General features: G+C 62.0%; 19 protein-coding genes. 9 read left to right on the top strand and 10 right to left on the bottom strand.

What is annotated here, in order from left to right; all coding sequences use genetic code 11:
* Positions 1–14: 14 nt before the first annotated feature.
* Both RI103_RS31790 and RI103_RS31785 read right to left on the bottom strand, forming a co-directional pair.
* On the bottom strand, positions 15–1,574 hold the full coding sequence (locus RI103_RS31790) for a methyl-accepting chemotaxis protein (RefSeq protein WP_310816672.1): 1,560 nt from the start codon (positions 1,572–1,574) through the stop codon (positions 15–17).
* Between the two features lie 180 nt (positions 1,575–1,754).
* Positions 1,755–2,501, bottom strand: coding sequence for a Crp/Fnr family transcriptional regulator (locus tag RI103_RS31785; RefSeq protein ID WP_310818628.1), 747 nt, complete (start codon positions 2,499–2,501; stop codon positions 1,755–1,757).
* 153 nt (positions 2,502–2,654) lie between these two features.
* On the opposite strand from RI103_RS31785, the gene RI103_RS31780 reads away from it, so the two are divergent.
* Positions 2,655–4,286: an acyl-CoA synthetase gene (locus RI103_RS31780; protein WP_310816671.1), complete on the top strand. Its 1,632-nt coding sequence runs from the start codon at positions 2,655–2,657 to the stop codon at positions 4,284–4,286.
* 110 nt (positions 4,287–4,396) lie between these two features.
* Here the strand turns inward: RI103_RS31780 and RI103_RS31775 are convergent, their stop codons facing one another.
* From RI103_RS31775 to RI103_RS31765, 3 genes are all read right to left on the bottom strand, one after another.
* A complete protein-coding gene (locus RI103_RS31775) occupies positions 4,397–4,621 on the bottom strand; it encodes a hypothetical protein (protein ID WP_132383764.1) in 225 nt (74 codons plus the stop codon).
* Positions 4,622–4,910: 289 nt separating this feature from the next.
* Entirely contained in the window at positions 4,911–5,114 is a 204-nt protein-coding gene (locus tag RI103_RS31770) for a cold-shock protein (protein ID WP_012428559.1), read from the bottom strand.
* Positions 5,115–5,404: 290 nt separating this feature from the next.
* Complete coding sequence (locus RI103_RS31765; RefSeq protein ID WP_310816670.1) at positions 5,405–6,040, bottom strand: LysE family transporter; 636 nt, start codon at positions 6,038–6,040, stop codon at positions 5,405–5,407.
* Positions 6,041–6,504: 464 nt separating this feature from the next.
* On the opposite strand from RI103_RS31765, the gene RI103_RS31760 reads away from it, so the two are divergent.
* Together RI103_RS31760 and RI103_RS31755 are read left to right on the top strand one after the other, a co-directional pair.
* A complete protein-coding gene (locus RI103_RS31760; RefSeq protein WP_310816669.1) occupies positions 6,505–6,768 on the top strand; it encodes an H-NS family nucleoid-associated regulatory protein in 264 nt (87 codons plus the stop codon).
* A gap of 100 nt (positions 6,769–6,868) precedes the next feature.
* Positions 6,869–6,979: a hypothetical protein gene (locus tag RI103_RS31755; RefSeq protein ID WP_310816667.1), complete on the top strand. Its 111-nt coding sequence runs from the start codon at positions 6,869–6,871 to the stop codon at positions 6,977–6,979.
* Between the two features lie 204 nt (positions 6,980–7,183).
* Here the strand turns inward: RI103_RS31755 and pcaG are convergent, their stop codons facing one another.
* Together pcaG and pcaH are read right to left on the bottom strand one after the other, a co-directional pair.
* Positions 7,184–7,771, bottom strand: a complete 588-nt coding sequence (gene pcaG / locus RI103_RS31750) for a protocatechuate 3,4-dioxygenase subunit alpha (protein WP_310816666.1) — start codon at positions 7,769–7,771, stop codon at positions 7,184–7,186.
* 3 nt (positions 7,772–7,774) lie between these two features.
* Complete coding sequence (gene pcaH / locus RI103_RS31745) at positions 7,775–8,479, bottom strand: protocatechuate 3,4-dioxygenase subunit beta (RefSeq protein WP_310816665.1); 705 nt, start codon at positions 8,477–8,479, stop codon at positions 7,775–7,777.
* A gap of 108 nt (positions 8,480–8,587) precedes the next feature.
* On the opposite strand from pcaH, the gene pcaQ reads away from it, so the two are divergent.
* Together pcaQ and RI103_RS31735 are read left to right on the top strand one after the other, a co-directional pair.
* The gene (pcaQ, locus tag RI103_RS31740; protein WP_310816664.1) at positions 8,588–9,583 is read left to right on the top strand and encodes a pca operon transcription factor PcaQ; all 996 of its coding nucleotides are present in this window, start codon (positions 8,588–8,590) and stop codon (positions 9,581–9,583) included.
* Positions 9,584–9,830: 247 nt separating this feature from the next.
* A complete protein-coding gene (locus RI103_RS31735; RefSeq protein WP_310816663.1) occupies positions 9,831–10,964 on the top strand; it encodes a VOC family protein in 1,134 nt (377 codons plus the stop codon).
* Between the two features lie 19 nt (positions 10,965–10,983).
* Here the strand turns inward: RI103_RS31735 and RI103_RS31730 are convergent, their stop codons facing one another.
* Positions 10,984–11,916 (bottom strand): LysR substrate-binding domain-containing protein, encoded by a 933-nt coding sequence (locus RI103_RS31730; protein ID WP_310816662.1) that lies wholly within the window; start codon positions 11,914–11,916, stop codon positions 10,984–10,986.
* Positions 11,917–12,083: 167 nt separating this feature from the next.
* Between RI103_RS31730 and RI103_RS31725 the strand changes: the two genes are divergently transcribed.
* Together RI103_RS31725 and RI103_RS31720 are read left to right on the top strand one after the other, a co-directional pair.
* On the top strand, positions 12,084–13,121 hold the full coding sequence (locus tag RI103_RS31725; protein WP_310816660.1) for a DUF1338 domain-containing protein: 1,038 nt from the start codon (positions 12,084–12,086) through the stop codon (positions 13,119–13,121).
* A gap of 40 nt (positions 13,122–13,161) precedes the next feature.
* Positions 13,162–16,161, top strand: a complete 3,000-nt coding sequence (locus tag RI103_RS31720) for an FAD-binding and (Fe-S)-binding domain-containing protein (protein WP_310816658.1) — start codon at positions 13,162–13,164, stop codon at positions 16,159–16,161.
* A 29-nt stretch (positions 16,162–16,190) separates the two neighbouring features.
* Here the strand turns inward: RI103_RS31720 and RI103_RS31715 are convergent, their stop codons facing one another.
* Positions 16,191–16,823 carry an XRE family transcriptional regulator gene (locus RI103_RS31715; protein ID WP_310816656.1) on the bottom strand — a complete coding sequence of 211 codons (633 nt, stop codon included), beginning with the start codon at positions 16,821–16,823 and terminating at the stop codon, positions 16,191–16,193.
* 643 nt (positions 16,824–17,466) lie between these two features.
* Here RI103_RS31715 and RI103_RS31710 point away from each other — a divergent pair.
* A complete protein-coding gene (locus RI103_RS31710) occupies positions 17,467–20,316 on the top strand; it encodes a DNA-binding protein (RefSeq protein ID WP_310816654.1) in 2,850 nt (949 codons plus the stop codon).
* A gap of 72 nt (positions 20,317–20,388) precedes the next feature.
* On the opposite strand, the gene pstS is transcribed toward RI103_RS31710, so the two are convergent.
* Positions 20,389–21,414 (bottom strand): phosphate ABC transporter substrate-binding protein PstS, encoded by a 1,026-nt coding sequence (gene pstS / locus RI103_RS31705; RefSeq protein ID WP_310816651.1) that lies wholly within the window; start codon positions 21,412–21,414, stop codon positions 20,389–20,391.
* Between the two features lie 310 nt (positions 21,415–21,724).
* Here pstS and RI103_RS31700 point away from each other — a divergent pair, with 310 nt between their 5' ends.
* Positions 21,725–22,762: a transporter gene (locus tag RI103_RS31700; protein WP_310816650.1), complete on the top strand. Its 1,038-nt coding sequence runs from the start codon at positions 21,725–21,727 to the stop codon at positions 22,760–22,762.
* Positions 22,763–22,783: the final 21 nt, after the last annotated feature.

Raw genomic sequence — 22,783 nt, 5'->3', positions numbered from 1 at the left:
AGACCGTGCCTCGATCAGGCAGGTTGTTCGACCTTGAAAACGGCAACGGCATGCCGCAGCTGTTCGGTCTGCTCATCGAGCGAACCGGCAGCGGCGGCGGCCTGCTCGACGAGTGCGGCATTGCGCTGGGTCACATCGTCCATCTGGCGGATCGCGAGATTCACTTCGCCGATACCTGAACTCTGCTCCTTCGAAGCCGCCGAGATCTCGTTCATGATGGCCGTGACGCGGCGCACCGCGTCCACGACCTCGCCGATCGTGCTGCCCGCCTTGCCCGCGAGCGTCGAGCCTTCGCCCACTTGCGCGACCGATTGATCGATCAGCACCTTGATCTCCTTGGCCGCGGTCGCGCTGCGTTGCGCCAGATTGCGCACCTCGCCCGCCACCACCGCGAAGCCGCGGCCTTCTTCGCCGGCGCGCGCGGCTTCCACTGCGGCGTTCAGCGCCAGAATATTGGTCTGGAATGCAATGCCCTCGATCACGCTGATGATCTCGCCGATCTTGCGCGAACTATCGGTGATGCCCGCCATTTTCTCGACTACGTCGTTGACCACCTGACCGCCGCGCGCGGCGATGTTCGACGCGTCGCTGGCCAGTTCGGACGCGGTCGCCGCATTGTCGGCGTTCTGCGTGACGGTCTTGGTGAGTTCGTCCATGCTGGCGGCGGTCTGCTGCAGCGAAGCGGCCTGTTCCTCAGTGCGGCTCGACAGGTCCAGATTGCCCGCGGCGATTTCCTTCGAAGCGACGGTGATCGTCTCCGCTGAGGTCTTGATCCGCCCGACGGTGGACGCGAGTTGGTTGCGCATTTCACGCAGCGAAAACAGCAGGCTCGACGTATCGTCGCGGCGCAAGTCGAAGCGAGTGGCCAGGTCACCGCGCGCGATCTGCATCGCAATCGCGGCCGCCGCGGAAGGCTCGCCGCCAATCGAGCGCGACACGCTGCGCACCACCCGAGATGCAACGAACGACACGAGCGCGCCGAGGACCACCAGCATGCCGGCCGAGCGCGCGAGCGTTGTGTAGAACTGCGCCTGAATGTCGTCCATGTAGGCGCCGGCGATGAAGTCCCAGCCCCATGGACCGAAGCGCTTCACATAGCCGAGCTTTTCGCTTGGTGCCGTTTCGCCGGGCTTCGGCCACCAGTAGCGCAAGTACCCGGCGCCGCCTGCCGAGCCGCCGGCCTGGGCGATGTCGTGATACAGCGCGTTGCCTTTGGCGTCGCGGAAGCCGCTCATGTCCTTGCCGTTCAGCTTCGGGCTCATTGGATGGTCGATCATGACCGAATCGCTGCGCACGATCGACACGTAGCCGGAGGCACCGTAACGTTGGGCGTTGACGCGGGCAATGGCTTGTTGCTTCGCTTCGTCGACGGAGAGCTTGCCGGCGTCGGCCTGTTTCGCATAGTCCGCGACGATCGATGCCGCCATATCGGTGACGTCGGCCAGGTCGGCGCGCCGTGCGTCCATCTGAGCGTTACGTGCCTCGTACGCGTTCACAACGGTCACGATCAGGAGCGCGACCCAGCACAGCAACAACGGCACCCACAATTTCTGTTTCAGTGTCAGGCGGTTCATTATCGGTTTCGACAATACGTTGAGTTCGGAATAGGAAGGGGCTGCATTTTGCGCTGCATTCCTCCCATAACGGCGCGTACGGCGCTTTCTTTATCCGGTTGCTCAAAAAACAGGCTAACGGCCGCGCGCCGGCGGCTGTTGAAATATGGCGGGGCGAAAGGGGACGGCGGAGTGTGGAGGCTAGATCTGTTCCAGGCCGAATGCGCCCAGGCGTTCCAGGTCGAGCACGTCAATCTGGTTGTACGAGAGGCGCAAAATCTGCAGCCGTTCGAGGTTTTGCAGCGCCTGATTGATCCGCTGACGCGAAACGCCTGCCAACAGGCCGACTTCTTCCTGTGAAATGGCGAGCGTGCGACCCGTGTCGGGATAAAGGTCCGCGTTAAACAATTGCGCCAGCGATTGCGCGACGCGCGCGTCGACATCAAGCAGCCGGCTGTTCTGGATCGACGCGATGAATTCGCCCATGCGGTTATTCAGTTGCCGGATCACGAAGCCCGTGAACGGCAGGCTCGACTCCAGCAGCGCGTGGAACGTCTCCGAGGGCACGAACATGACCAGTGAAGGCTGGATCGCCGCCACATCGTATTTGCGCAGTTCGCGCTTGATCACGCTGCCTTCGCCGAACCAGCCACCGCGCGGCACGCCGGACAGCGTGCAACTGCGTCCCGAAGGGCTGTAAATGGCAAGTTTGATGAGGCCGGAGTGCACGCCGATCCAGTAGTCCGACGGCTCCTGGCGGCGCGCAATCCACGCCCCGCCTTCCCTACGCTCCGCGTGCGAGCTGGCGAGCACCATGGCCTGATGCTCGGCGGCGAGCGCGCGAAACCACGCGCAAGTGGCGAACAGGCTCGGCAGTTCGGCGCGCGCGACCCGTTCCGGCCTGTGCGGGCGGGCGTCGGCGGGGACGGTGAGCGGAGCGTCGTTCATGGCGGCTTGCGGTTTTGAGTGGATGTCCATGCAGAAGCGCCAGGGCGCGCCACTCTGTCATTTGAATGACAGACAGTTCACCATGACAATTGTTAGCCTAGTTCATCAATCAGAATAATCGACGGCGCGGCCCGCGCCTCTGGAGACGATGCGATGAAGCACATGTTCGAAGCAGGCCTCGAGCGCCGTGAGGCCAACTATGTCCCGCTAACGCCAATCGATTTCATCGTGCGCGCAGCGGAAGTCTACGGTGAGCGGCTGGCGGTCGTCCATGGGAAGATTCGCCGCAACTGGCGCGAAACTTTCGAACGCGCCCGGCGTCTGGCCAGCGCATTGCAGCGGGTCGGCATTCAGCGTGGCGATACGGTCGCGGCCCTGCTGCCCAATATTCCTCCGATGATAGAAGCGCATTTCGGTGTGCCCATGGCCGGCGCCGTGCTCAATACACTGAATACGCGGCTCGATGTGTCGTCGCTGCTGTTCATGCTGCGGCATGGCGAGGCGAAGGCGCTGATCGTCGATACCGAATACGGCGAGTTCGCGCATCGCGCCGCGCTCGAATTCCCGGACCTGCGCGTGATCAGCGTGGCTGACGCGATGCCCGCCGATCCGGCCCAATTCATCCGCTCGATTGACTATGAGGCGTTCCTGCAATCCGGCGACCCCGAATTCGCGTGGACCTTGCCGGTTGACGAATGGGACGCCATTGCGCTGAACTACACCTCGGGCACGACCGGCGATCCGAAGGGCGTGGTCTATCACCATCGCGGCGCGTATCTGAACGCGCTCAGCAATATCCTCGAATGGGATATGCCCAAGCACGCGGTCTACCTGTGGACCTTGCCGCTATTCCACTGCAACGGCTGGTGTTTTCCGTGGACGGTGGCCGCGCGTGCCGGCGTCAATGTCTGTTTGCGCAAATTCGATGCGAAGACAGTGTTCGACCTGATTCGCCGCGAAGGCATCACGCACTATTGCGGCGCGCCGATCGTGCAGAGCGCGCTCGCGAATGCGCCGGCCGAATGGCGCGATGGCATCGAGCACCGCGTGTCGACGATGGTGGCGGGCGCGGCGCCCGCGCCGGCGGTGATCGCGAAGATGAAGGAGATCGGTTTCGATCTCACGCACGTGTACGGGCTCACGGAAACCTACGGGCCTGCCGCGGTCTGCGCGAAACAGGAGGAGTGGGATACGCTCGACGACAGCGCGCGCGCCGAACTGAACGCGCGGCAGGGCGTGCGCTATCACCTGCAGGCAGCGGTGACCGTGCTCGACCCGGACACGCTAGCACCCGTGCCCGACGACGGCGAGACGATCGGCGAGATCATGTTCCGCGGCAACATCTGCATGAAGGGTTACCTGAAGAACGAGCGCGCGACGGAAGCGACCTTCCAGGGCGGCTGGTTCCATACCGGCGATCTCGGCGTGCGAATGCCCGACGGCTATATCCGCATTCGCGATCGCAGCAAGGACATCATCATTTCTGGCGGCGAGAACATCTCGAGCATCGAGGTCGAAGACACGCTGTATCGTCACCCTGCGGTGTCTGTTGCCGCCGTGGTGGCCATGGCGGATCCGAAGTGGGGCGAGGTGCCGTGCGCCTTCGTCGAGCTCAAGGAGGGTGCTCAGGTGAGCGCGGAAGAGATCATTGCGCACTGCCGGCTCTTTCTTGCGGGATACAAGTTGCCGAAAGCGGTGCGCTTTGGCGAATTGCCGAAGACGTCGACGGGGAAAATTCAGAAGTTCGAACTGCGCGCGCGCATCAAGGCCGAAGAAAAGCAATGATGCGGTCGCGCATGTGATGGTGTGGCGTGCCGAACGGCACGCCAATGCCACTGGTTCGTGCCGTGGATCACGTGCGCGTCACCACGCAGGATCGCACACCGGTCGCGAGCTTAGCCGCGCGTATCGACCCAGTGGCGTGCCCAGCGTGCCGAGTGCTGCAAAGCCTGTTCTTCGTTCGTGAAGTAATCGAGCGAATAGAACTGGTAGCGCCCTTCGGTGCGCGCGCTGTCGGCGCGTTCAAGCAGCAGATTGGATGAAAAAGTGCCATCGGGCAAACGGTGCGCCGAGGGTTTGACGGCATAGCCGTTGTAGTGATGAATATGTTTGTTTTGCATTTTATATTTTAATGATGTTCGAGTGCGCGCCTGCCTTGCGGACCCTTGTACGAGTCCCACGGACGAGCTGATTCAAGCCATTGCGAGCCGGATCCTGACGCAGTCGGAAAGCGAAAAATGGGCGTTGAAGCCGGAGGGGAGAATGAGGTGCAACGAGGCGTTTGGCGCTCAGGCAAGCTGCTTGAATGACATGCAGCTCAAAGCGATACGCGCCAACTGTGGGAGAAAAAGCTCCGCGAGGATGTCGCTGCAGCCCGATGTCCGTTGCCGGACACCGAGCCCTTCAAACTTACAGCGGCTTGATGTTAGCCGCTTGCAGACCCTTCGGGCCTTGCTTCGTTTCGAAGCTCACCTTCTGATTCTCAGCCAGCGTCTTGAAGCCGTCGCCGCTGATTTCGGAGAAGTGTGCGAACAGGTCGTCGCCGCCCTTGTCCGGAGTGATGAAGCCAAAGCCTTTGCTGTCGTTGAACCACTTAACGGTACCGGTATCCATGAAGAATCCTTGAAGTAAAAAAATAGAAAGATGTGCTCTGTGCGAGAGCGTGTGAAGCGTCAAGGAGGGAGAGGACAACGAATACCGCTGAGGAGCGAGACATTGATGAACAGCAATCGAACTTCTTGAACTTCGGACGCCACAGTAACCGCCGGGGTGTGTCAACGTCAACACTTATCTTGTAACTGTTTCGCCTGGTGCCGCGAACGGCGTGTGCTGGCGCTTGCCGACAGGACTCTGGTTCCCGGCCTGCCGCGGGGCACGGCAAGCCGTTGGAGCGCCAACTCGTTTCAGATGCCCACTTTGTGTGCCGTCAGGATCAGGCGTAATCCGAGCGCAGCGACTGCGCTTGCGGCGACGCGGTCGACCCAAGCTTTCCATTGCAGGTAGATTTCGCGCGGCCGCTTGCTCGAAAAGCACAGCGCGACGACGGTGTACCAGCCGGCTTCGATAGCGAAGATCGCAGGGGGCAACGCAAAGTAGCACCACAGCGGCGGATGTTGCGGCAGCAGCGCCGCGAAGATACTGCCGTAATAGACGGCTGTCTTCGGATTGCTGAGTTGTGTGCTTAAGCCGATCCAGAAAGATTTACGGGCGTTGGCCGAGACCGCTTGCGCGGCATCGAAGGCGAGCGGTTTGGCGGCGCCGCGCCAGATTTTCGAGGCGAGGTAGACCAGATAGAGCCCGCCTGCCACTTTCAGGCCGACGTAGAGCCATTCGACACTCGCGAGCAAGGTGTAAAGGCCGAGTAACGCGATGCCGCTAAAGAACACGCCGCCGACTCCCATGCCGATTGCGGTGGCAAGACCATCGCCGCGCGACAAGCCGATCGCATTGCGGGCGACGATGACGAAACTCGGTCCCGGACTCATGGCGCCTAAAAGGAGCGCGGCGAGGATGGTGATGATGGCGGTTGAAGCGGTCATGGTCGAGTGTCTCCTATTCGCTAACGCTTTAGTCAGTGAAACATAACATGAGAGAGCGGGCTTTGCTTTTTTGCCTTTGCTGCCCGCTCATTTCTTGCCGATGCGTATTGCCGCTTCTGCTCGCAGTCCGGATAACCCAATGGGAATCGAAAAGCACTGCATCGCGGACTAACAATTCATTGCTGCAAGTAAAAGAAATTGGATGCTAGAATCGCTTTCCATACGCAGAAGCAGCCCCGAATCACGGGGCGAGACACGAGCGCAGTTCGATCCGGTTGCAGACGAATTCCCCATAATCCAAGATTTGATGGGCATGATTTCCAGGTGCGAGTTCTCCCGCATCGGGAGAGGCATCGCGAGTTCGATTCGCACTCGAGCCATCTGAATCACGCATAGGCTTCGCGTTGTTTAGCGAAGCCTTTGTTTTCTAACGCGAGCATTATTAGCCGCGACACCGGTAAGTTATGAAAGAGCTTGGAGAACAACGGCAGCTCGACTTCGACGGGAATGCGCGTGAGCGCCTGATCGCATGGATCCGCCGACGCATGGACGAATACGGCATTTCGATAGAAGCGCTCGCCGAATCGATCGAAACCGATGCGGCCGCGACTCGCGCCGTGATGTATCGCGACGCCTACGGCAATACGTGGGACGGTCACGGCGATAAACCTGACTGGCTCGCGCGCGCGATTTACGCTGGACAGAACATCGATCATTTTCGTTGCTAAGCGCGGTGCTTGTCGTTCGTGCGCTGCGGCTACACGCTGAAATCGCGTGCCTCGGCTTCGCGCCAGATCCGTCTGCGTCGTCGACGAACGAACGCATGCCATGCTCACCGGAAAACAGTTTGACCGAATCAGTCCGATTGCTTCGGTATCCAAACTGATGACGGTGATCGTGTCGCTCGATACAACGCATGGCGCGCCCGGGCGCGCATGATCACGTTGCAGACGTATTGAGAATCGGCCGCTAACTGCGTTGCTCGCCGCGGTAAGCCATATTAATCAGACAAGAAGGCCCGCGAAAAGACCAAAAAAAAGCCCGCGCAAGGCGGGCTCAACTACTCGGAGTTTCGCGATCCAGTCGCTAGAAGGATCTAGCGCAGTGTATGTGAAAGCAATATGAAAGTGTAGAAAAACCGCATCAAAGATCGAAAAAAACGGTTTCCTTATCGCCTTGCATGTGGATATCGAAACGGTAAACGTTCGCCACATTCGGCTCGCGGCGCGCGATCAGCGTGTCGCGCCGGTCCGCTGGAACCGCCGCCAGCACGGAGTCTTTCTCGTTCGCCGCGGCTTCGTCCTCGAAATAGACGCGCGTGAACGTGTGCAGCAGCATGCCGCGCATGGTCAGGATCACATTCAGATGCGGCGCTTCGTCCGAACTGACGCGCCCCGGTTTCACTGTTTCCACAACGAAGCGTTTGTGCGGATCCGTGCCGGTGCCCACACGCGCAAAACCGCGAAAGCCCGTCTTCAGGATTTCCTCACGCGACTCCGGGAAGTGCCCATTCGCGTCCACCTGCGAGACTTCGAGCATGGCGTCGCCGACCACCTTGCCGTCACCATCGAACACCTGGCCAACGATCGTGATGTGCTCGCCGGCCGCTTCGCGGTCAGCCAGAACCGGCGTAAACAGGCTTTTGAAGTCGAAATCGTATTGCTGCGGGCACAGACCGTACGCGAAGTAAGGTCCGACCGTTTGGGAAGGCGTTTGTTTGAGGGTGGTCATGGCTTAGCGCTCCATCGGAGTTTCGTTACGGCCGCGCAGCACGATGTCGAAGTCGTAGCCGAGCGCATAGGCCTCTTGCGTGGTGTCGAGCGAGAAATCCGCGATCAGGCGGTCACGCGCGTGCTCGGGCGTGCCCTGGAAGATCGGGTCGAACGCCAGCAGCGGGTCGCCGGGGAAGTACATCTGCGTGACGAGGCGCGAGCCGAAATGTTCGCCGAAGAGCGAGAAGTGGATATGGTTCGGACGCCAGGCATTCGGATGGTTGCCCCACGGATACGCGCCCGGCTTGATCGTGAGGAAACGGTAACGGCCTTCGTTGTCGGTGATGCAGCGGCCGGCGCCGAGAAAATTCGGGTCGAGCGGCGCATCGTGCTGGTCGGCCTTGTGCACATAGCGGCCTGCGGCATTGGCTTGCCAGATTTCGACCAGCGTGTTGCGCACCGGGCGATTGCCTTCGTCGAGTACACGGCCCGTCACGATGATTCGCTCGCCAAGCGGCTCGCCATTACGCGCGGCGTTGCGTGTCAGGTCGTGGTCGAGCGCGCCGAGGTCGTCGGTGCCGTAGACCGGCACACGCTGGTCACGCAGCTTTTCCTTCAGCGGAATCAGCGGACGCGTCGGACCGCGTTTGACCGACGAACCGTAGCCGGGGTAGACGTAAGCGGGATGCGATGTGAAGTCACGCGCGCTGAGAAAGGAATCGTCCATCAGTGTCTCCTTCGAGGAATTTTGGGATACGGCGTTATGGAAAGACTTTATCCAACCTGAGAGGTTATGCAAAATGACGTTTTCGCCCTTTTCGTATAACCTGCCGTTATGCAACGCAGCCTCGCGGATAGCCGCGTCAAATTCCGTCATCTCCAGTGCTTTCTGGCCGTTGCGCAGTTCGGCAGTGTCCAGCGGGCGGCCGACAGCCTGTCGATCACGCAGCCCGCGGTCTCCAAGACCGTCGCCGAACTCGAAGCGATTCTCGGCGTGAAGCTGTTCGAGCGCGGCCGCCACGGCGCCGTGCCGACCCGCGAGGGGCAACTCTTCATGCCGCACGCGAGCGCCTGCGTCAGCGCGTTGCGTCAGGGTGTCGATCTGCTGGCGCGCGCGGAAGGCGCGGCTGCGGCCACGCTGGAAATCGGCATTCTGCCGACCGTTGCAGCGGCGCTGATACCGCCGGTGCTGAAGCAGTTCGCCGCGCTGTGGCCGCGCGTGATCGTGCGCTTGGCGACTGGCGCGAACCCGGAGTTGCTCGAGCGCCTCAAAGCGGGCGCGATCGAATTTGCGATCGGACGTCTGGCCGATCCCGAGCGGATGGTCGGGCTCAGTTTCGAGCAACTGTTCAGCGAGCCGCTGATCGCGGTGGTGCGCGCAGGGCATCCGCTGGCGGCGGGTGCGGGTTTGCCGGCTACCTCGCTCGAGGATTTTCCGGTTGTGTTGCCGCCGTTCGGCACTTTGATCAGGCAATCGGCGGACAGTCTGTTGAGCGCGTGGGGCGTACCGCCGTTGTCGGCGTTCGTCGAGGTATTGTCGGTTTCGACGGGCCGCGCATTGACGCTTGAGAACGGCGCGGTGTGGTTCGTCCCGCTGAGCGCGGTCGAATATGAGTTGGCGCACAGCATGCTGGTCCGTTTGCCGTTGCCCTTTGCCGGCACCGGCGAGCCGGTTGGATTGATCCGACGCTCGGACACGCAGCCGTCGCCGGTCGGACGGGCGTTTATCGAGGCGGTGCGCGAGGTCGCGCAGCAGCGCATGGCGGCGAGTGCGGATAAGGCGGCGGCCAGGTCGGCGGGAAAATGGGCGCGGAAACGGAGCCGCAAATAGGGCGTGCGCTGTTCACTCATGATGTTGGTTGGCGCGAGGCATGCGGGCGCGCCATCGTGTGAACCATTCGGTACAAAATGAAGGTTGCGGACGCCCTGTTACCCGGTGTACAAACACGGTGCAAAAGCCGTCGGCGGCGATGCTGTGGCACACCGCGCAGCCGGTGTCACACTACGGGTGGCCGTCGGCTTGCACCGAACACCAGAAACACAGGAAACAGCGTCGAACGACTGTAAAGGAGATTGCCATGCCCAGCGACTTGCCCACTCCAGACGCCGCGCTGCGTGCCGTGTCGGCGCCCGAGCACAATCCGCTCGGCACCGCCGGCCTCGAATTCGTGGAGTTTGCCGCGCGCGAGCCGCAGGCGCTCGGTGAAACCTTCACCAAGCTCGGTTTCAAGGCGATTGCGCGGCATATCAGCAAGGACGTCACGCTCTATCGCCAGGGCGAGATGCAGTTCCTCATCAACGCCGAGCCGGATTCGTTCGCCGCGCGCTATGCCGAGGAATACGGCGCGGGCATTTGCGCGATCGGTATTCGCGTGGCGGACGCGCAGCGCGCCTTCGACCGCGCGATCGAACTCGGCGCATGGGCGTTCGAAGGCGAGAAGATCGGCACGGGCGAGTTGCTGATTCCGGCCATCCAGGGCATTGGCGACTCGCATATCTATTTCGTCGACCGTTGGCGCGGCCGTGGCGGCCAGCGTGGCGGCCTCGGCGACATCTCGATCTTCGATATCGACTTCCGGCCCATCGAAATCGACACGGCGCACGCCGACTTGAGCCACGCTGGCACCGGCCTCGTCGCGGTCGATCATCTGACGCAAACAGTCGGTGAAGGCCGGATGCAGGAATGGCTCGACTTCTATCGCGACTTGCTCAATTTCCGTGAGATTCACGAGTTGCACGCCAATTGGCACGTATCGGCGGAATCGCGCGTGATGGTGTCGCCGTGCGGCGCGATCCGCGTGCCTTTATATGAGGAAGGGACGAGCCGGACCAACCTGATGCACGAGTATTTGCCGGATCACCCAGGCGAAGGTGTGCAGCATATCGCCCTCGCGACCGACGACATCTTCGGGTGCGTCGAGCAGTTGCTTGCGAACGGCGTCGAATTCGTCGAGCCGCCGCTGCGCTACTACGAGCAACTTGACACGCGCCTGCCGGGCCACGGGCTCGATGTCGCGCGGCTCAAGCGCACGCACGTGCTGGTGGATGGCGAGATCGGCCCGGACGGCGTTCCGCTGCTGTTCTTCCAGACTTTCGTGCGGCGCCGCGCCGGCGAAATATTCTTCGAGATCGTTCAGCGTCAGGGCCACCATGGCTTCGGCGAAGGCAATCTGAGCGCACTGGCCAAAGCGCGCGAACAGGCCGGCGTTTGACGCCTGAAATGATGCCGGCTCAATCCATGTCGGCTCGGCCGGCGATCAGGGGATTCACCGCGCCGTAGGCCGCGGCTTCGTGCAGCAGCCATTCGCGGAAACTCGCCAGCGGCTTGCCGTGACTCAACTCGGTTGGATAGACGAGGTAATACGCCGAGTCGGCGACGGCGGGCGCGTCGAGCGGAATCATGAGCCCAAGCTGATCGAGTTGCGCATCGACGAAAAAGCGCGGCACCAGCGCGATGCCGAGACCGGCCGCGGCCGCGCTGATCAGCATGGTGTGGAGTTCGTAGCGCACGCCCTGCATGGTCCGGTTATCGTCGACGCCCATGCCGGCGAACCATGACGCCCAGCCGTCCGGCCTGGTGGTGGAGTGCAGCAGCGGATAGTCCAGCAGATCGGCGGCGCTTTGAACGGGCCGCTTCAGCAGACCCGCCGCGCAAACCGGCACGACCTCTTCGCGAAACAGAAAGTCCGCCGACGTACCCGGCCATGTGGGCTTGCCGTAATGAATCGCGGCCTCGAAATGAGTCTCGGCGAACGGAAACGTGCCGGTTCGCACGCCCATGTTCACGCGCACGTCCGGAAACTGCGCATTGAATGCCGCAAGCCGCGGAATCAGCCATTGCGACGCGAACGTCGGCAGCACGGCCAGTTCCAGATAACCGCCGCCGCTGCCGTGCGCGATGATGGACAGCGTGTCGCGATCGAGTTGTTCCAGCGAGCGCCGCACTTGCGCGCCATAGACCTTGCCCGCCTTCGTCAGCACTACGCGCTGTTTGACCCGCACGAACAGCCGCACGCCGAGGTTGCCCTCCAGCGTATTGATCTGTCGTGACACCGCGCTCTCGGTCAGGAAGAGTTCGCGCGCCGCATGCGTGAAGCTCTCGTGCCGCGCGGCAGCTTCGAAAGCGAGCAGCGCGCCCATATTGGGGATCTTGAACTTTCGCACGTTGATTCCAGAAACGCATCAAGTGGCGATTTTATCTTGCTTTACGGCAGACCGGCCGATTTGAATAATCACGCCTTTGACATTGCCGCGCTGCGCCTTGCATCGCCATCCGCACCACCCTCGAGGACGTGAAACAACGCCCTTTTAGAGCCACGTAAAGAACCGTTATGCGAAACATCAAGAATGCGAATGTCGAACAACTGCTGCTGACGCTGCTTGGCGCCGACAAAACCACACGGCTCTTCGCGACGCTGAATCATCCGCGCATTCTGGACGAATGGGAGGACGGCATCGTCACGCGCGCTGAGCTTGCGCAGGCCATGAACATGGCGCTTTTCGAGGATCTGCTGGCGCGCTCGGCGAATGGCCGCCAATACACGGAAGAGACGATCGCGGCGGGCGGCAGCGTGTACTTCGATCATGGCGCGTTGCGCACGGTGCGCTGGCCGCACAACGGCGCGCTGCCGGCGGGCGAAGCCGCGTTCGCACGCATTCTGCGTCCGCTCGGTTTCAGCATCAACGGCCGCTATCCGCTCGATCGCCTCGGCATGACCGGTCGCGCGTGGGCACACGACGACGCGCCCGATGAGATCGCGCAGTTCTTCGTCAGCGAATTGCATCCCGAGCGGTTCTCGGCGGCGTTTCAGCTAGCCGTGACCAACGTGATCGGCGCCTCGCGCGATCCGTTGACGCCGCGCGCCGTCGGCCAGTTGTGGGAACTCGAGCGCGACGGCGTGCTGCCGCTCGACGCCGCTCATGAACTGTTGCCGGTGATCGTCGGCGCGTTTGCGCGCCAGCACGACACGCCACGCGCAGCCGATTACGAAGTATTGTTGAAGGAATCGGCGGAGATGGCGTGGATCGCCACCGAAGGCAACGCGTTCAATCACGCCACCGACCGCGTCGCGGACGTCTTTCAACTCTCTGACGACGAGAAGGCCAAAGGTCGTCCGATGAAGCCGGAAGTGGAGTGCTCGCGCTCGGGCCGCGTGTTTCAGACTGCGTATCGCGCGGACCTCGTGCTGCGCGAGTTCCGCGCGGCCGACGGCGGCATCGTGACGCGCGAAGTGCCGGGCTCGTTCTACGAGTTCATCACGCGCAAGCGGACTTTCGATCAGGACGCGCGCCGTTGGGAAACGGACCTGCGTTTCGACGCGGGCAACGCACAGGGCATCTTCAAGATGACTGCGAGCCAGGCTGCCTGAGCGCGACGTGGCGGCGCAGGCACGAGAGACAGGGAGCGCAGTGGGAACGTCATTTGATGAAGAACATGGCGCGGGCGTCGATGCGTTGGAGGATGCTGATCGTCGCGCGTTGAAGAAGGCGCCGCGCGTCGCCACGCCTTTCACCGGCAGCGCCGCTGTGATGCGGGCGCTCGAAGCCGATTTGCGCGAGCACGTGCGCGGCGAAGTGCGCTTCGATTCGGGTTCGAAAGCGCTGTATGCGGCCGATGCATCGAACTATCGACAAGTGCCGCTCGCCGTCGTCGTGCCTGCGGATGTCGACGATCTGTTGGCCGCGCTCGCCGCCTGCCGCCGCAACGACGTGCCGTTTCTCGCGCGCGGCGGCGGCACGTCGCAGAACGGCCAATGCGTGAACGTCGCGGTGGTGGCCGACGCGAGCAAGTATGTGAATCGTGTCGTGTCGGTCGATCCGCTCGCGCGTGTCGCGCTGGTCGAGCCGGGCGTGGTCTGCGACACCCTGCGCGACGCCGCCGAACAGCACGGCCTCACCTTCGCGCCCGACCCGGCGACGCACAGCCGCTGCACGCTCGGCGGCATGATCGCCAATAACTCGTGCGGCGCGCATTCGGTGATGGCCGGCAAGACGGTCGAAAACGTCGAAGCGCTGGAAATCGCGACCTTCGACGGCGCGCGTTTCTGGGTGGGTCCGACATCCGACCAGGAACTCGAGCACATCATCGCGGCGGGCGGCCGCCAAGGCGAAATCTACGCTGCACTGAAGCAACTGCGCGACACCTACGCCGAGCAGATTCGAGCGAAATTCCCGCAGATCAAACGGCGTGTGTCGGGCTTCAATCTCGATCAGCTGCTGCCGGAAAACGGCTTCAACGTTGCACGTGCATTGGTCGGCACCGAGGGAACCTGCGCGCTCACCTTGCAGGCGAAAGTGCGCCTCGTGAAGAGTCCGGCGAAGCGCGTGATCGTCGTGGTCGGCTTCACGGATATCTACACGGCGGCCGATGCCGTGCCGCATTTCATGCGCTGCGGGCCAATCGCCATCGAAGGACTCGACCGCGCGATCATTCGCGGCTTGCAGGCGCGCGGTTTGAAGAAGGACGAGATCGCGTTGCTGCCCGAAGGCGATGCGTGGGTCGTGCTCGAATTCGGCGCGGACACGCAAGAGGCGGTGATGCTTGAAGCGCAAGCCGCGGCGGCATATTTTTCCTCGGGCGAAGCAGGGCCGAATGTCTCGGCGATGCTGGTCGAAGATCGCGCGTTGCAGGCGAAGGTGTGGTCGATTCGTGAGACAGGCGCGTCGGCGGTGGCGTTGTCAGTCGATTCCGGCACGCCGGACCCGGTGGTCGGTTGGGAAGATGCGGCGGTCGATCCGCTACGGCTCGGCGGCTATCTGCGCGCGTTTCAGTCGCTGGTGGATCGCTACGGCTACGAGACGAGCCTCTACGGTCATTTCGGCGACGGCTGCGTGCACGCACGCATTACCTTCGACCTGCGCAGCGCGGAGGGTGTAGCAATGTGGCGCAAGTTTCTGCGCGAAGCGGCCGAACTGGTGGTCGAATTCGGCGGCTCGCTCTCGGGCGAACACGGCGACGGCCAGGCCAAGGCCGAGTTTCTGCCGATCATGTACGGCCCCGAACTGATGCAGGCGATGGAGCAGTTCAAGGCGATCTGGGATCCGGCGAATCGTCTGAATCCGGGCAAGGTCGTGCACGCGTACCGCGTCGATGAGAACCTGCGCATGGGCCCCGCCTACAAGCCGGTCACGCTGCAAACCAGGCTGACGTTTGCCAGCCAGGAAGGCGACGGCTTTCAGCGCGAGATCGAGCGATGCATCGGCATGGGCAAGTGCCGCTCGCTCGAAGGCGGCACCATGTGCCCGAGTTATCGCGCGACACGTGAAGAGAAATATTCGACGCGAGGCCGCGCGCATCTCTTCTGGGAAATGCTGCAGGGCGACGTGATCGCCGGTGGTTGGCAGAGCCGCGAAGTGAAGGATGCGCTCGACACATGCCTCGCGTGCAAGGGCTGCAAGTCCGATTGCCCGACGCATACGGACATGGCGTCGTACAAGGCGGAATTTCTTTCGCATTACTACGAGACGAATCGTCGGCCACGGCAGGCGCTGTTCATGGGACGCATCGGCGAATGGGCGCCGTGGGCGGCGCGCTTTCCGCGTCTGACGAACTTCATGACGTCGGCGCCGGGTTTGTCTTCGTTTGGCAAGTGGATGGCCGGCGTCGCGCAAGCGCGCGAACTACCCCGGTTCGCGGATGCCACGTACAGGCAAATCGCACGGCGTTCGCCGCAAACTGCGCGCGATGCCAGCGGCGATGTGAAGAAAGTCATCCTGTGGGTGGATACGTTCAACGATCACTTCACGCCCGAGATCGCGCAGGCCGCTGCCGATGTTCTACAGCAATTGGGCTGGCACGTCGTGTTACCGAAAAATCGTTTGTGCTGCGGGCGTCCGCTGTATGACTTCGGCCTGCTCGAACGCGCGCGAGAACTGCTCACGCACATTCTCGACGACCTCGCGGACGATATCGCCGCCGGCGTGCCGCTCGTGGGACTCGAACCAGGTTGCCTGTCGGTGTTCAAGGACGAACTGCTGAAGCAACTGCCCGGCCATGCATTGGCGAAGAAGCTGTCGGCGCAAACTTTTTTGTTCTCCGATTTCGTCGCGCGTGAGCCGTTCGATTGGCCGACGCTTGGCGCCGACGTGATCGTGCATGGACATTGTCATCAGAAGGCGCTGTTCGGCATGCAGGGCGATGCCGCGCTATTGAACAAGCTCGGCGTGAAATGGAGACTGCTCGACACGGGATGCTGCGGCATGGCGGGATCGTTCGGCTTCAACACGGAGCACCACGCGCTGTCCGCGAAGATCGGCGAAGACAGGCTATTTCCCGCGGTGCGCGCAGCGGCGACGGAGACGATCGTGCTGACCAATGGCTTCAGTTGCCGTGAACAGATCGCGCAGGGTACGGGGCGTCACGCAATGCATATTGCGCAACTCGCGCAGCGGGCGTTGGCGGCGCGCTAGGCCCGTTCATGCGGGTTGATGCGCCTGCGTTACTTCCTGGTCGATTCGATGGTAGCCGGCGCTTGCGGAATGTCTGCGCTCGTGGCCATCCACAACACCTCGGCGTCCTCTTCGCTCGTGGAGACCGCCGCGTGACCGGTGCGGCTGTCGAAGTAGAGGCTGTCGCCGGCGTTCAGATGCGTTGGCGCATACAACTCCGAATACAGGCATACGCTGCCGCTGATCACATACAGAAACTCCTCGCCTTCGTGACGGCCCCAGTCGTCGAAGGCGTCGAGCGTGTGCGCCGAAATGCGGATGCGAAACGGCAGCATCGCTTTGTGCGCGAGGTCGGTGGCGAGCAGTTCCATCTGGTAGCCACGATACGCGTGGCGCTGCCCTTCGTTTTTGCGAGTGAGCGCGCGACGGCCGCTGGCGCTGACTTTCGGCGTCGAGCCGAACAGCTCGCCGATTTCGATCTTCAAGCCAAGGACGATTTTCTGCAGGACGTCGAAAGTGGGGGACATCAGGCCGTTTTCGACCTTGGAGAGCGTCGAGCGGGACACGCCGCACAGGCGGCTGGCGGTTTCCAGCGTCAGGTCCTGGGCCTGGCGGGCGGCGCGGACGCGGCGGCCGAGGTCGGTGGTGGACGGATCGGCGGTTTTGGCGAGATGGGTGTCCATGGGGCTTGATGCTTCGAATGCGCGCTTTGGAGGAGACGGGGTTGTTTCCGATAATAACATTTAGGGCGACGGGTACGTTTTCGCAGGCAGGGTCGGGTGTTGGCGGCGGGGGGCGTCGGTGGCGCTTTCAGCGGTCGCGCTTGGCTTGAGCGACGGGGCGGATTGGCAGGATCGAAGCGTGTGGATGTCCGCGCGTTTTTCTCATTGGAAACTTTAGTCTTCGGCGTATGACGGCAGCGACGCTGCTTTGGCCGGCCCAATGATTAACTTAGGTTGCAAGTCTTGTTTTATATGCCGAGCCTGATAATCGCATCGGCTTTGGAAGGAAGGCCTCCTTTGAACTAGCCCAAACGTGGGCAACTTGAACGACCTGCAACTGATGCGAGGTTCTCGCCAGCGTGCTGCGCGAAGAGTTTGCTGGTGGACTCGCCGGTTCCCCTCATGCGCGAGCGATCCGCGACGATATAGCTGTCTTATGGTCCTTTGTTCCATGCATTCGAGAAGACCGTTAGGCCCTAATATCCGTGCGCATCCTGTTAGCTGTCATTTGGCTTGAATCCCGAACGTCGCCGGACGTCCGCAGACGTAGTAACGTATTGAAAATTTAACCTTTCGCCCCGTTACATTGATTCTTGAGGCGCATATGTCCACGGACGCAGACACGTTCACCGATGAACAGATCGCGGCAATCGCCGATCGCATGGTCGAAGAAGGCAGAAGAGTGTCGCCAGTGACAATCTGGAAAGAGGTTCGCGGGGGGTCGCTGGTAGCGATAGTCGCGGCCTTGCAACGCTGGCGCGAAGCGCGGCAGGCCGAAACGCCGCAAGTGCAGGCCCAGCCCGGATTGCCGGAGGGCCTCGCCGAAACTGTGATCAGTGCCGCGGATCGGATTTGGGCGGCGTCCCAACACGATGCGGAGAAGGCGTTCAGTCAGCGTCTCGCGGCGGTGAACCAGGACCTCGAAGCGGCCCTCGCGGAACGGGACGAAGCGCTCGCCGAGTATCAAAAGACGATTGATGAAATCGAAACGGGGCGCAATCGTCTTGGCGCCCTGACGGACGCGTTGAGTGCCTCGGAAAGTGCCGCCCTACGCCTTGAAGCGGAACTCGCGACCGCCACCGGCCGCGCTGAAGCGGCTGAAACTCACGCCGAGGAACTGGTGCAGCGTGCGTCCGCGCATGACGCCGATCTGGAGGCTATGAAGGCCTCGCTCGACGAGGAACGGCTCGCGCGCGAAGAGTTGGCCACCGCTCTCGCGGGCAAAAACGACGAAGTCGCTCAGGTCATTCAGGAGCGCGATCAGGCGCGCCACGAGATTGCAACGTTGAGCGATGCCTGTCAGGCAAAGACAGAAGAAGCGACGCGATGGTCGCAAGAGGCAAGCGCGGCCACGTCGCGTGCTGGAGCGGCGGAGGCACGCATCGAGGAATTCGTGCAGCGTGCGACGGTGGACCAGGCCAATCTGAAAGCGTCGAACGCGTTGCTCGATGAGGAACGCAAGGCGCGCGCAGAGTTGGTCGCGGTTGTCTCGAGCAAGAGCGATGAGGTGACGCGAGTCACGCAGGCGTGTGATCAGGCTCAGCAGGAGATCGCCACCTTGCGCGACGCCTACGAGGCGAAGTCGCAAGAAGTCGCACAATGGTCGCAGGAGGCAAGCGCCGCTTCGTCACGTGCGCAAGCCGCAGAGGCGCGCGTGGAGGAACTCGCGCAGCGGGTGTCGTCGCAAGATGCCAGCCTCGAAGCCGCAAAGGTATCGCTTGCTGAAGAACGCAAAGCACGCGAGGAACTGGCTTCGATCGTTTCCGTCACGAACGATGAAATGACGCGGGTCGCCCAGGAGCGCGACCTTGCGCTGCAGGAGATCACGTCGCTGCGCTACGCTTATGAGGCCAAGTCGCAAGAGGAGAGTGCTGCTTCGTCACGTGCGCAAACCGCAGAGGCGCGCGTGCAAGAACTCACGCAGCGTGTGTCGTCGCAAGATGCCAGCCTGGGAGCCACGCAGGCGTCGCTCGCAGAGGAACGCAAGGCACGCGCGGAGTTGGCTTCGGTCGTCTCCAGCAAGAACGACGAATTGACGCGAGTCACTCAGGAGCGCGACCAGGCGCTGCAGCAAGTCGCAACGTTGGACGTCGCTTATCAGGCTAGCTCGCAAGAGGCGACACGCTGGTCACAGGAAGCGAACGCGGCGACCTCACGCGCGCAAACAGCGGAGGCACGTGTAGAAGAACTCGAGCAGCGCGCATCGGTGGATCACGCTAATCTGACAGCGACGCACGCGTTGCTGGAGGAAGAACGCAAAGCACGCGAAGAGTTGACCGCGGTTGCCTCAGCCAGGAATGATGATGTGACGCGAGTCACTCAGGAGCACGATCAGACGCGACAGCAGTTCGCCACATTGCGCGACGCCCATCGGGCGAAGTCAGAAGAAGCGACGCGACTGTCCGATGAGTTGAGCGCGGCCACGTCGCGCGCGCAAGCAGCCGAAGCACGCGTGGCAGAACTCGTGCAGCGTGCGGCGTCGCAAGCTGCCGACCAGCAAGCCATGACGGCTCTGCTCGACGAAGAACGCAAGGCACGAGCGGAGTTGGCCGCGGCGATATCAGGCAAGGACGACGAAATAGCGCGAGCCACTGAGGAACGCGATCAAGCCCAGCAGCAGATCGCGACATTGAAGAGCGCCCATCAAGCCAGGCAGGAAGAGGCGACACGCATGTCGGCGGAGCTGGACGCGGCCTCGTTGCACGCAAAAGCCGCCGAGGCGCAGGCAAACGAAAACCTCGCCCGCTTAAACGCGCTGGAAGCTGAACTGGAGCAGGCACGCGCCGCGTTGACAGCAGAGCGCGAGAACGCCGTGGCGCGGGCCGACGAATCGTCGGCTCATCTCACCGAATTGCAGCGCGTCATGCGCGAACTGGAAGAGACGCGGGAGCAGGTCAGCGCCGTGACCGAGGCGAAGACACTGGCCAGCGCCAACCTGGCTCGACTGTCGCAGGATGCGGTCGCCGTGAGGGAGCGAGCAGAGGTCGCCGAACGTCATGTCGCGCAGTTGGAGCAGCGCGTCGCGGCGCAAGCCGCAGCCATTGCGCAACACACTCAGCGCGCCCAGCAGTCAGCAGGCGGAGCCGACGAACCTGACGGCGCGGAGGAAGTCGCGGCGTTGCAACGTCAAGTGTCGGCGCAAGCCAAAGCCCATGCAAAGGCCATGGGCGAGCTTCGCGCGACGGCCGAACAATGGGTCGCGCACGCCAAGGACCTCAAACAGCGGTTGGGTCTCGCAAGCGAGAAAATCTTGTTCATCGACGCACGCAGCACCGGCGAGGTGGCGCTCGTGAGGCGGCTTTCATCCGAGCTCGAGCGGCTCAAGCCGGATCACGAATTGATCTCCAGGGAGATGCAGCAAAAACTGATCGCTGCCACGATGACGCATCAACTCGCGCAGAAGGGCTACCGTTACGACCCGGCGACGGCGGTCATGTCGAAGGTCGCGACCTGACATGTGCCGCCCGGTCGGACGCGTGGTGGAGAAAGGCACGCGCCTGCGACGCGTGCCCCATGAATCCGACGCTTAAGGCGCGACTGGTTTGCCCGACGCGTCCTTCACCTTCTGTTTCCATTGCGAGCGGATTTCAGCCGTCACGGATTCCGGCAGCGAAATGTAGTCGAGATCGTCGGCCGCCTTGCTGCCGTTCTTGAACGCCCAATCAAAGAACTTCAGCGTTTCGGCGCCTTGCGGCGCTTTGTCCTGCGTTGTATGTAACAGCACGAACGTCGCGCCGACCACGGGCCACGCGTTCTTGCCCGGCTCGTTCGTCAGGATCTGGTAGAACGATTTCGACCAGTCCGCGCCTGCTGCGGCTGCCTTGAAGCTGTCGGTGGTCGGCTCGACCACCGTACCCGCCGCATTTTTCAGCGCGGCATAGGTCATGTGGTTCTGCTTCGCATAGGCCCACTCGACATAGCCGATCGCGCCCGGCAGACGCTGCACGAAGGCCGCAACGCCGTCGTTACCTTTGCCGCCCGTGCCCGTCGGCCAATTCACCGTCGCGCCTTCGCCCACTTTCGACTTCCAGTCCGGGCTCACCTTGGACAGGTAGTTTGTCCAGATGAAACTCGTACCCGAACCATCGGCACGGCGAACCACTGCGATGTCCGTATCCGGCAGCTTGATTTTCGGGTTCAGCGCGACGATCGCCGGATCGTTCCACTTCTTGATCTTGCCAAGATAGATGCCGCCGAGCACTTCACCCGACAACACCAGTTCGCCAGGCTTCACACCCGGCACGTTGATTGCCGGCACCACACCGCCAACCACCGTCGGGAACTGGAACAGCCCGTTCTTGGCCAGTTCGTCGTCTTTCATCGGAGCGTCCGAGCCGGCGAAATCCACGGTCTTCGCGATGATCTGCTTGATGCCGCCCGACGAACCGATGCCCTGATAGTTGACCTTGCCGCCGCCCGTCTTTTGATAAGCGTCGGCCCATTTCGTATAGATCGGCGCGGCAAAGGTGCTGCCCGCGCCGGTGATATCGGCGGCGTGTGCCGCGCTGGCACACAGCGCGCACGCAATCAGCGTAAGTTGCTTGAGATTCATGGCAAGACTCCTCATGGCGATGCTGTCGCCTTCAATGGGCTGCAACTTAAGGGTGAAATATGACGTTCTTGTGACTACTCAAATTAATTGATCAGGTTGTCGAACCTTAAGCGTTCGCTAAGTCGACGTCGTGAAAACTGGCGGGTTAACCTTCTTTTGATCGGCCGCGATATGCTCAGGCCTTTGATTCCATTTCAATCTGTGCGGTGCCTGAGGTTGGAATCGCATGGCGATCGCCAAGGTTCTGATTGTCGGCCGGCAAATTGCCGGATAGGCCAATCCCGGACGGGAAGCAAACGCTGAATGACCTATGAAATCTGATCTGCTACTGCAAACCTACGGCGCGGATTCGTCCGGCATGGTCTGCGGCTTTGTCTTTTCTTCGACTCGCGCGGGAAGATCCATCGACGCCGATGAAGTCGTCGAATGGCTCCAGGTCCACGACGCAAACGGCCCAGCGAGGGAAGGCAGCGAGTTTCTCTGGCTCCACTTCAATCTGGCGCATAGTGCCAGTGAGCGTTGGATGCGGGCCCAGCTCGATTTGCCCGAGACTTTCTTCGACGCATTGCGTGAAGGCTCGCACTCCACGCGTATCGAACATGCGGACGGCGCGCTACGCGCGGTCGTGAACGACGTCATGTTCAATCTCGAGTTCATTCCCTCGGAGATCGCGACCCTGTGGATCTACGCGAATCAGCGGATCATCGTGACCGCGCGCCTCAAGCCGCTGCGTTCGGTGGACCGATTGCGCGCATCTGTTCGGGAAGGCGAGGTATTCAGGTCTCCAGCGGAATTGCTGGTTCATCTGATGCGCGACCAGGCGGATCTGCTCGTGCAGATCGTCCGGCGAACCAGCGCTGACGTCGACCGGATCGAGGACCGCTTCCTGTCGCAGCGGCCGACGCAGAACCGGATCGATCTGGGCGCGATGCGCCGTATGCTGACGCGCTTGCAGCGCATGCGGGCGCCGGAGCCCGGCGCGATCTTTCGTCTGTTGGCAAGGCCGCCGCGCTGGCTGCATTCAGAGGACGTACAGGACCTGCGTGAATCAACGGAAGAATTTTCCGTGGTGCTCTCGGACGTGGCTGGGTTGATCGAACGGGTCAGACTGCTGCAGGAGGAAATCATTTCCCGGCTTGAAGAGCAGAACAACCGCACGCTGTTTACGCTGACGCTGGTGACGGTGCTGGCTATGCCGATCAATATCGTCGCGGGCTTTTTCGGCATGAATGTGGGGGGCATTCCGCTTGCTGAAAACCGTCACGGCTTTTGGGTGATGGTGTTACTCGTCGCCGGATTCACGGGACTCGCGGGATGGTGGGCATTTCGTCGGCGCAAGGAACGATAGGGCACGGGACGTTGCATCAGA

This window comes from Paraburkholderia sp. FT54, from assembly GCF_031585635.1.
GTDB lineage: Bacteria > Pseudomonadota > Gammaproteobacteria > Burkholderiales > Burkholderiaceae > Paraburkholderia.
The sequence above is the reverse complement of the archived record's forward strand: the minus strand, read 5'-3'. Positions and strand labels throughout refer to the sequence as shown.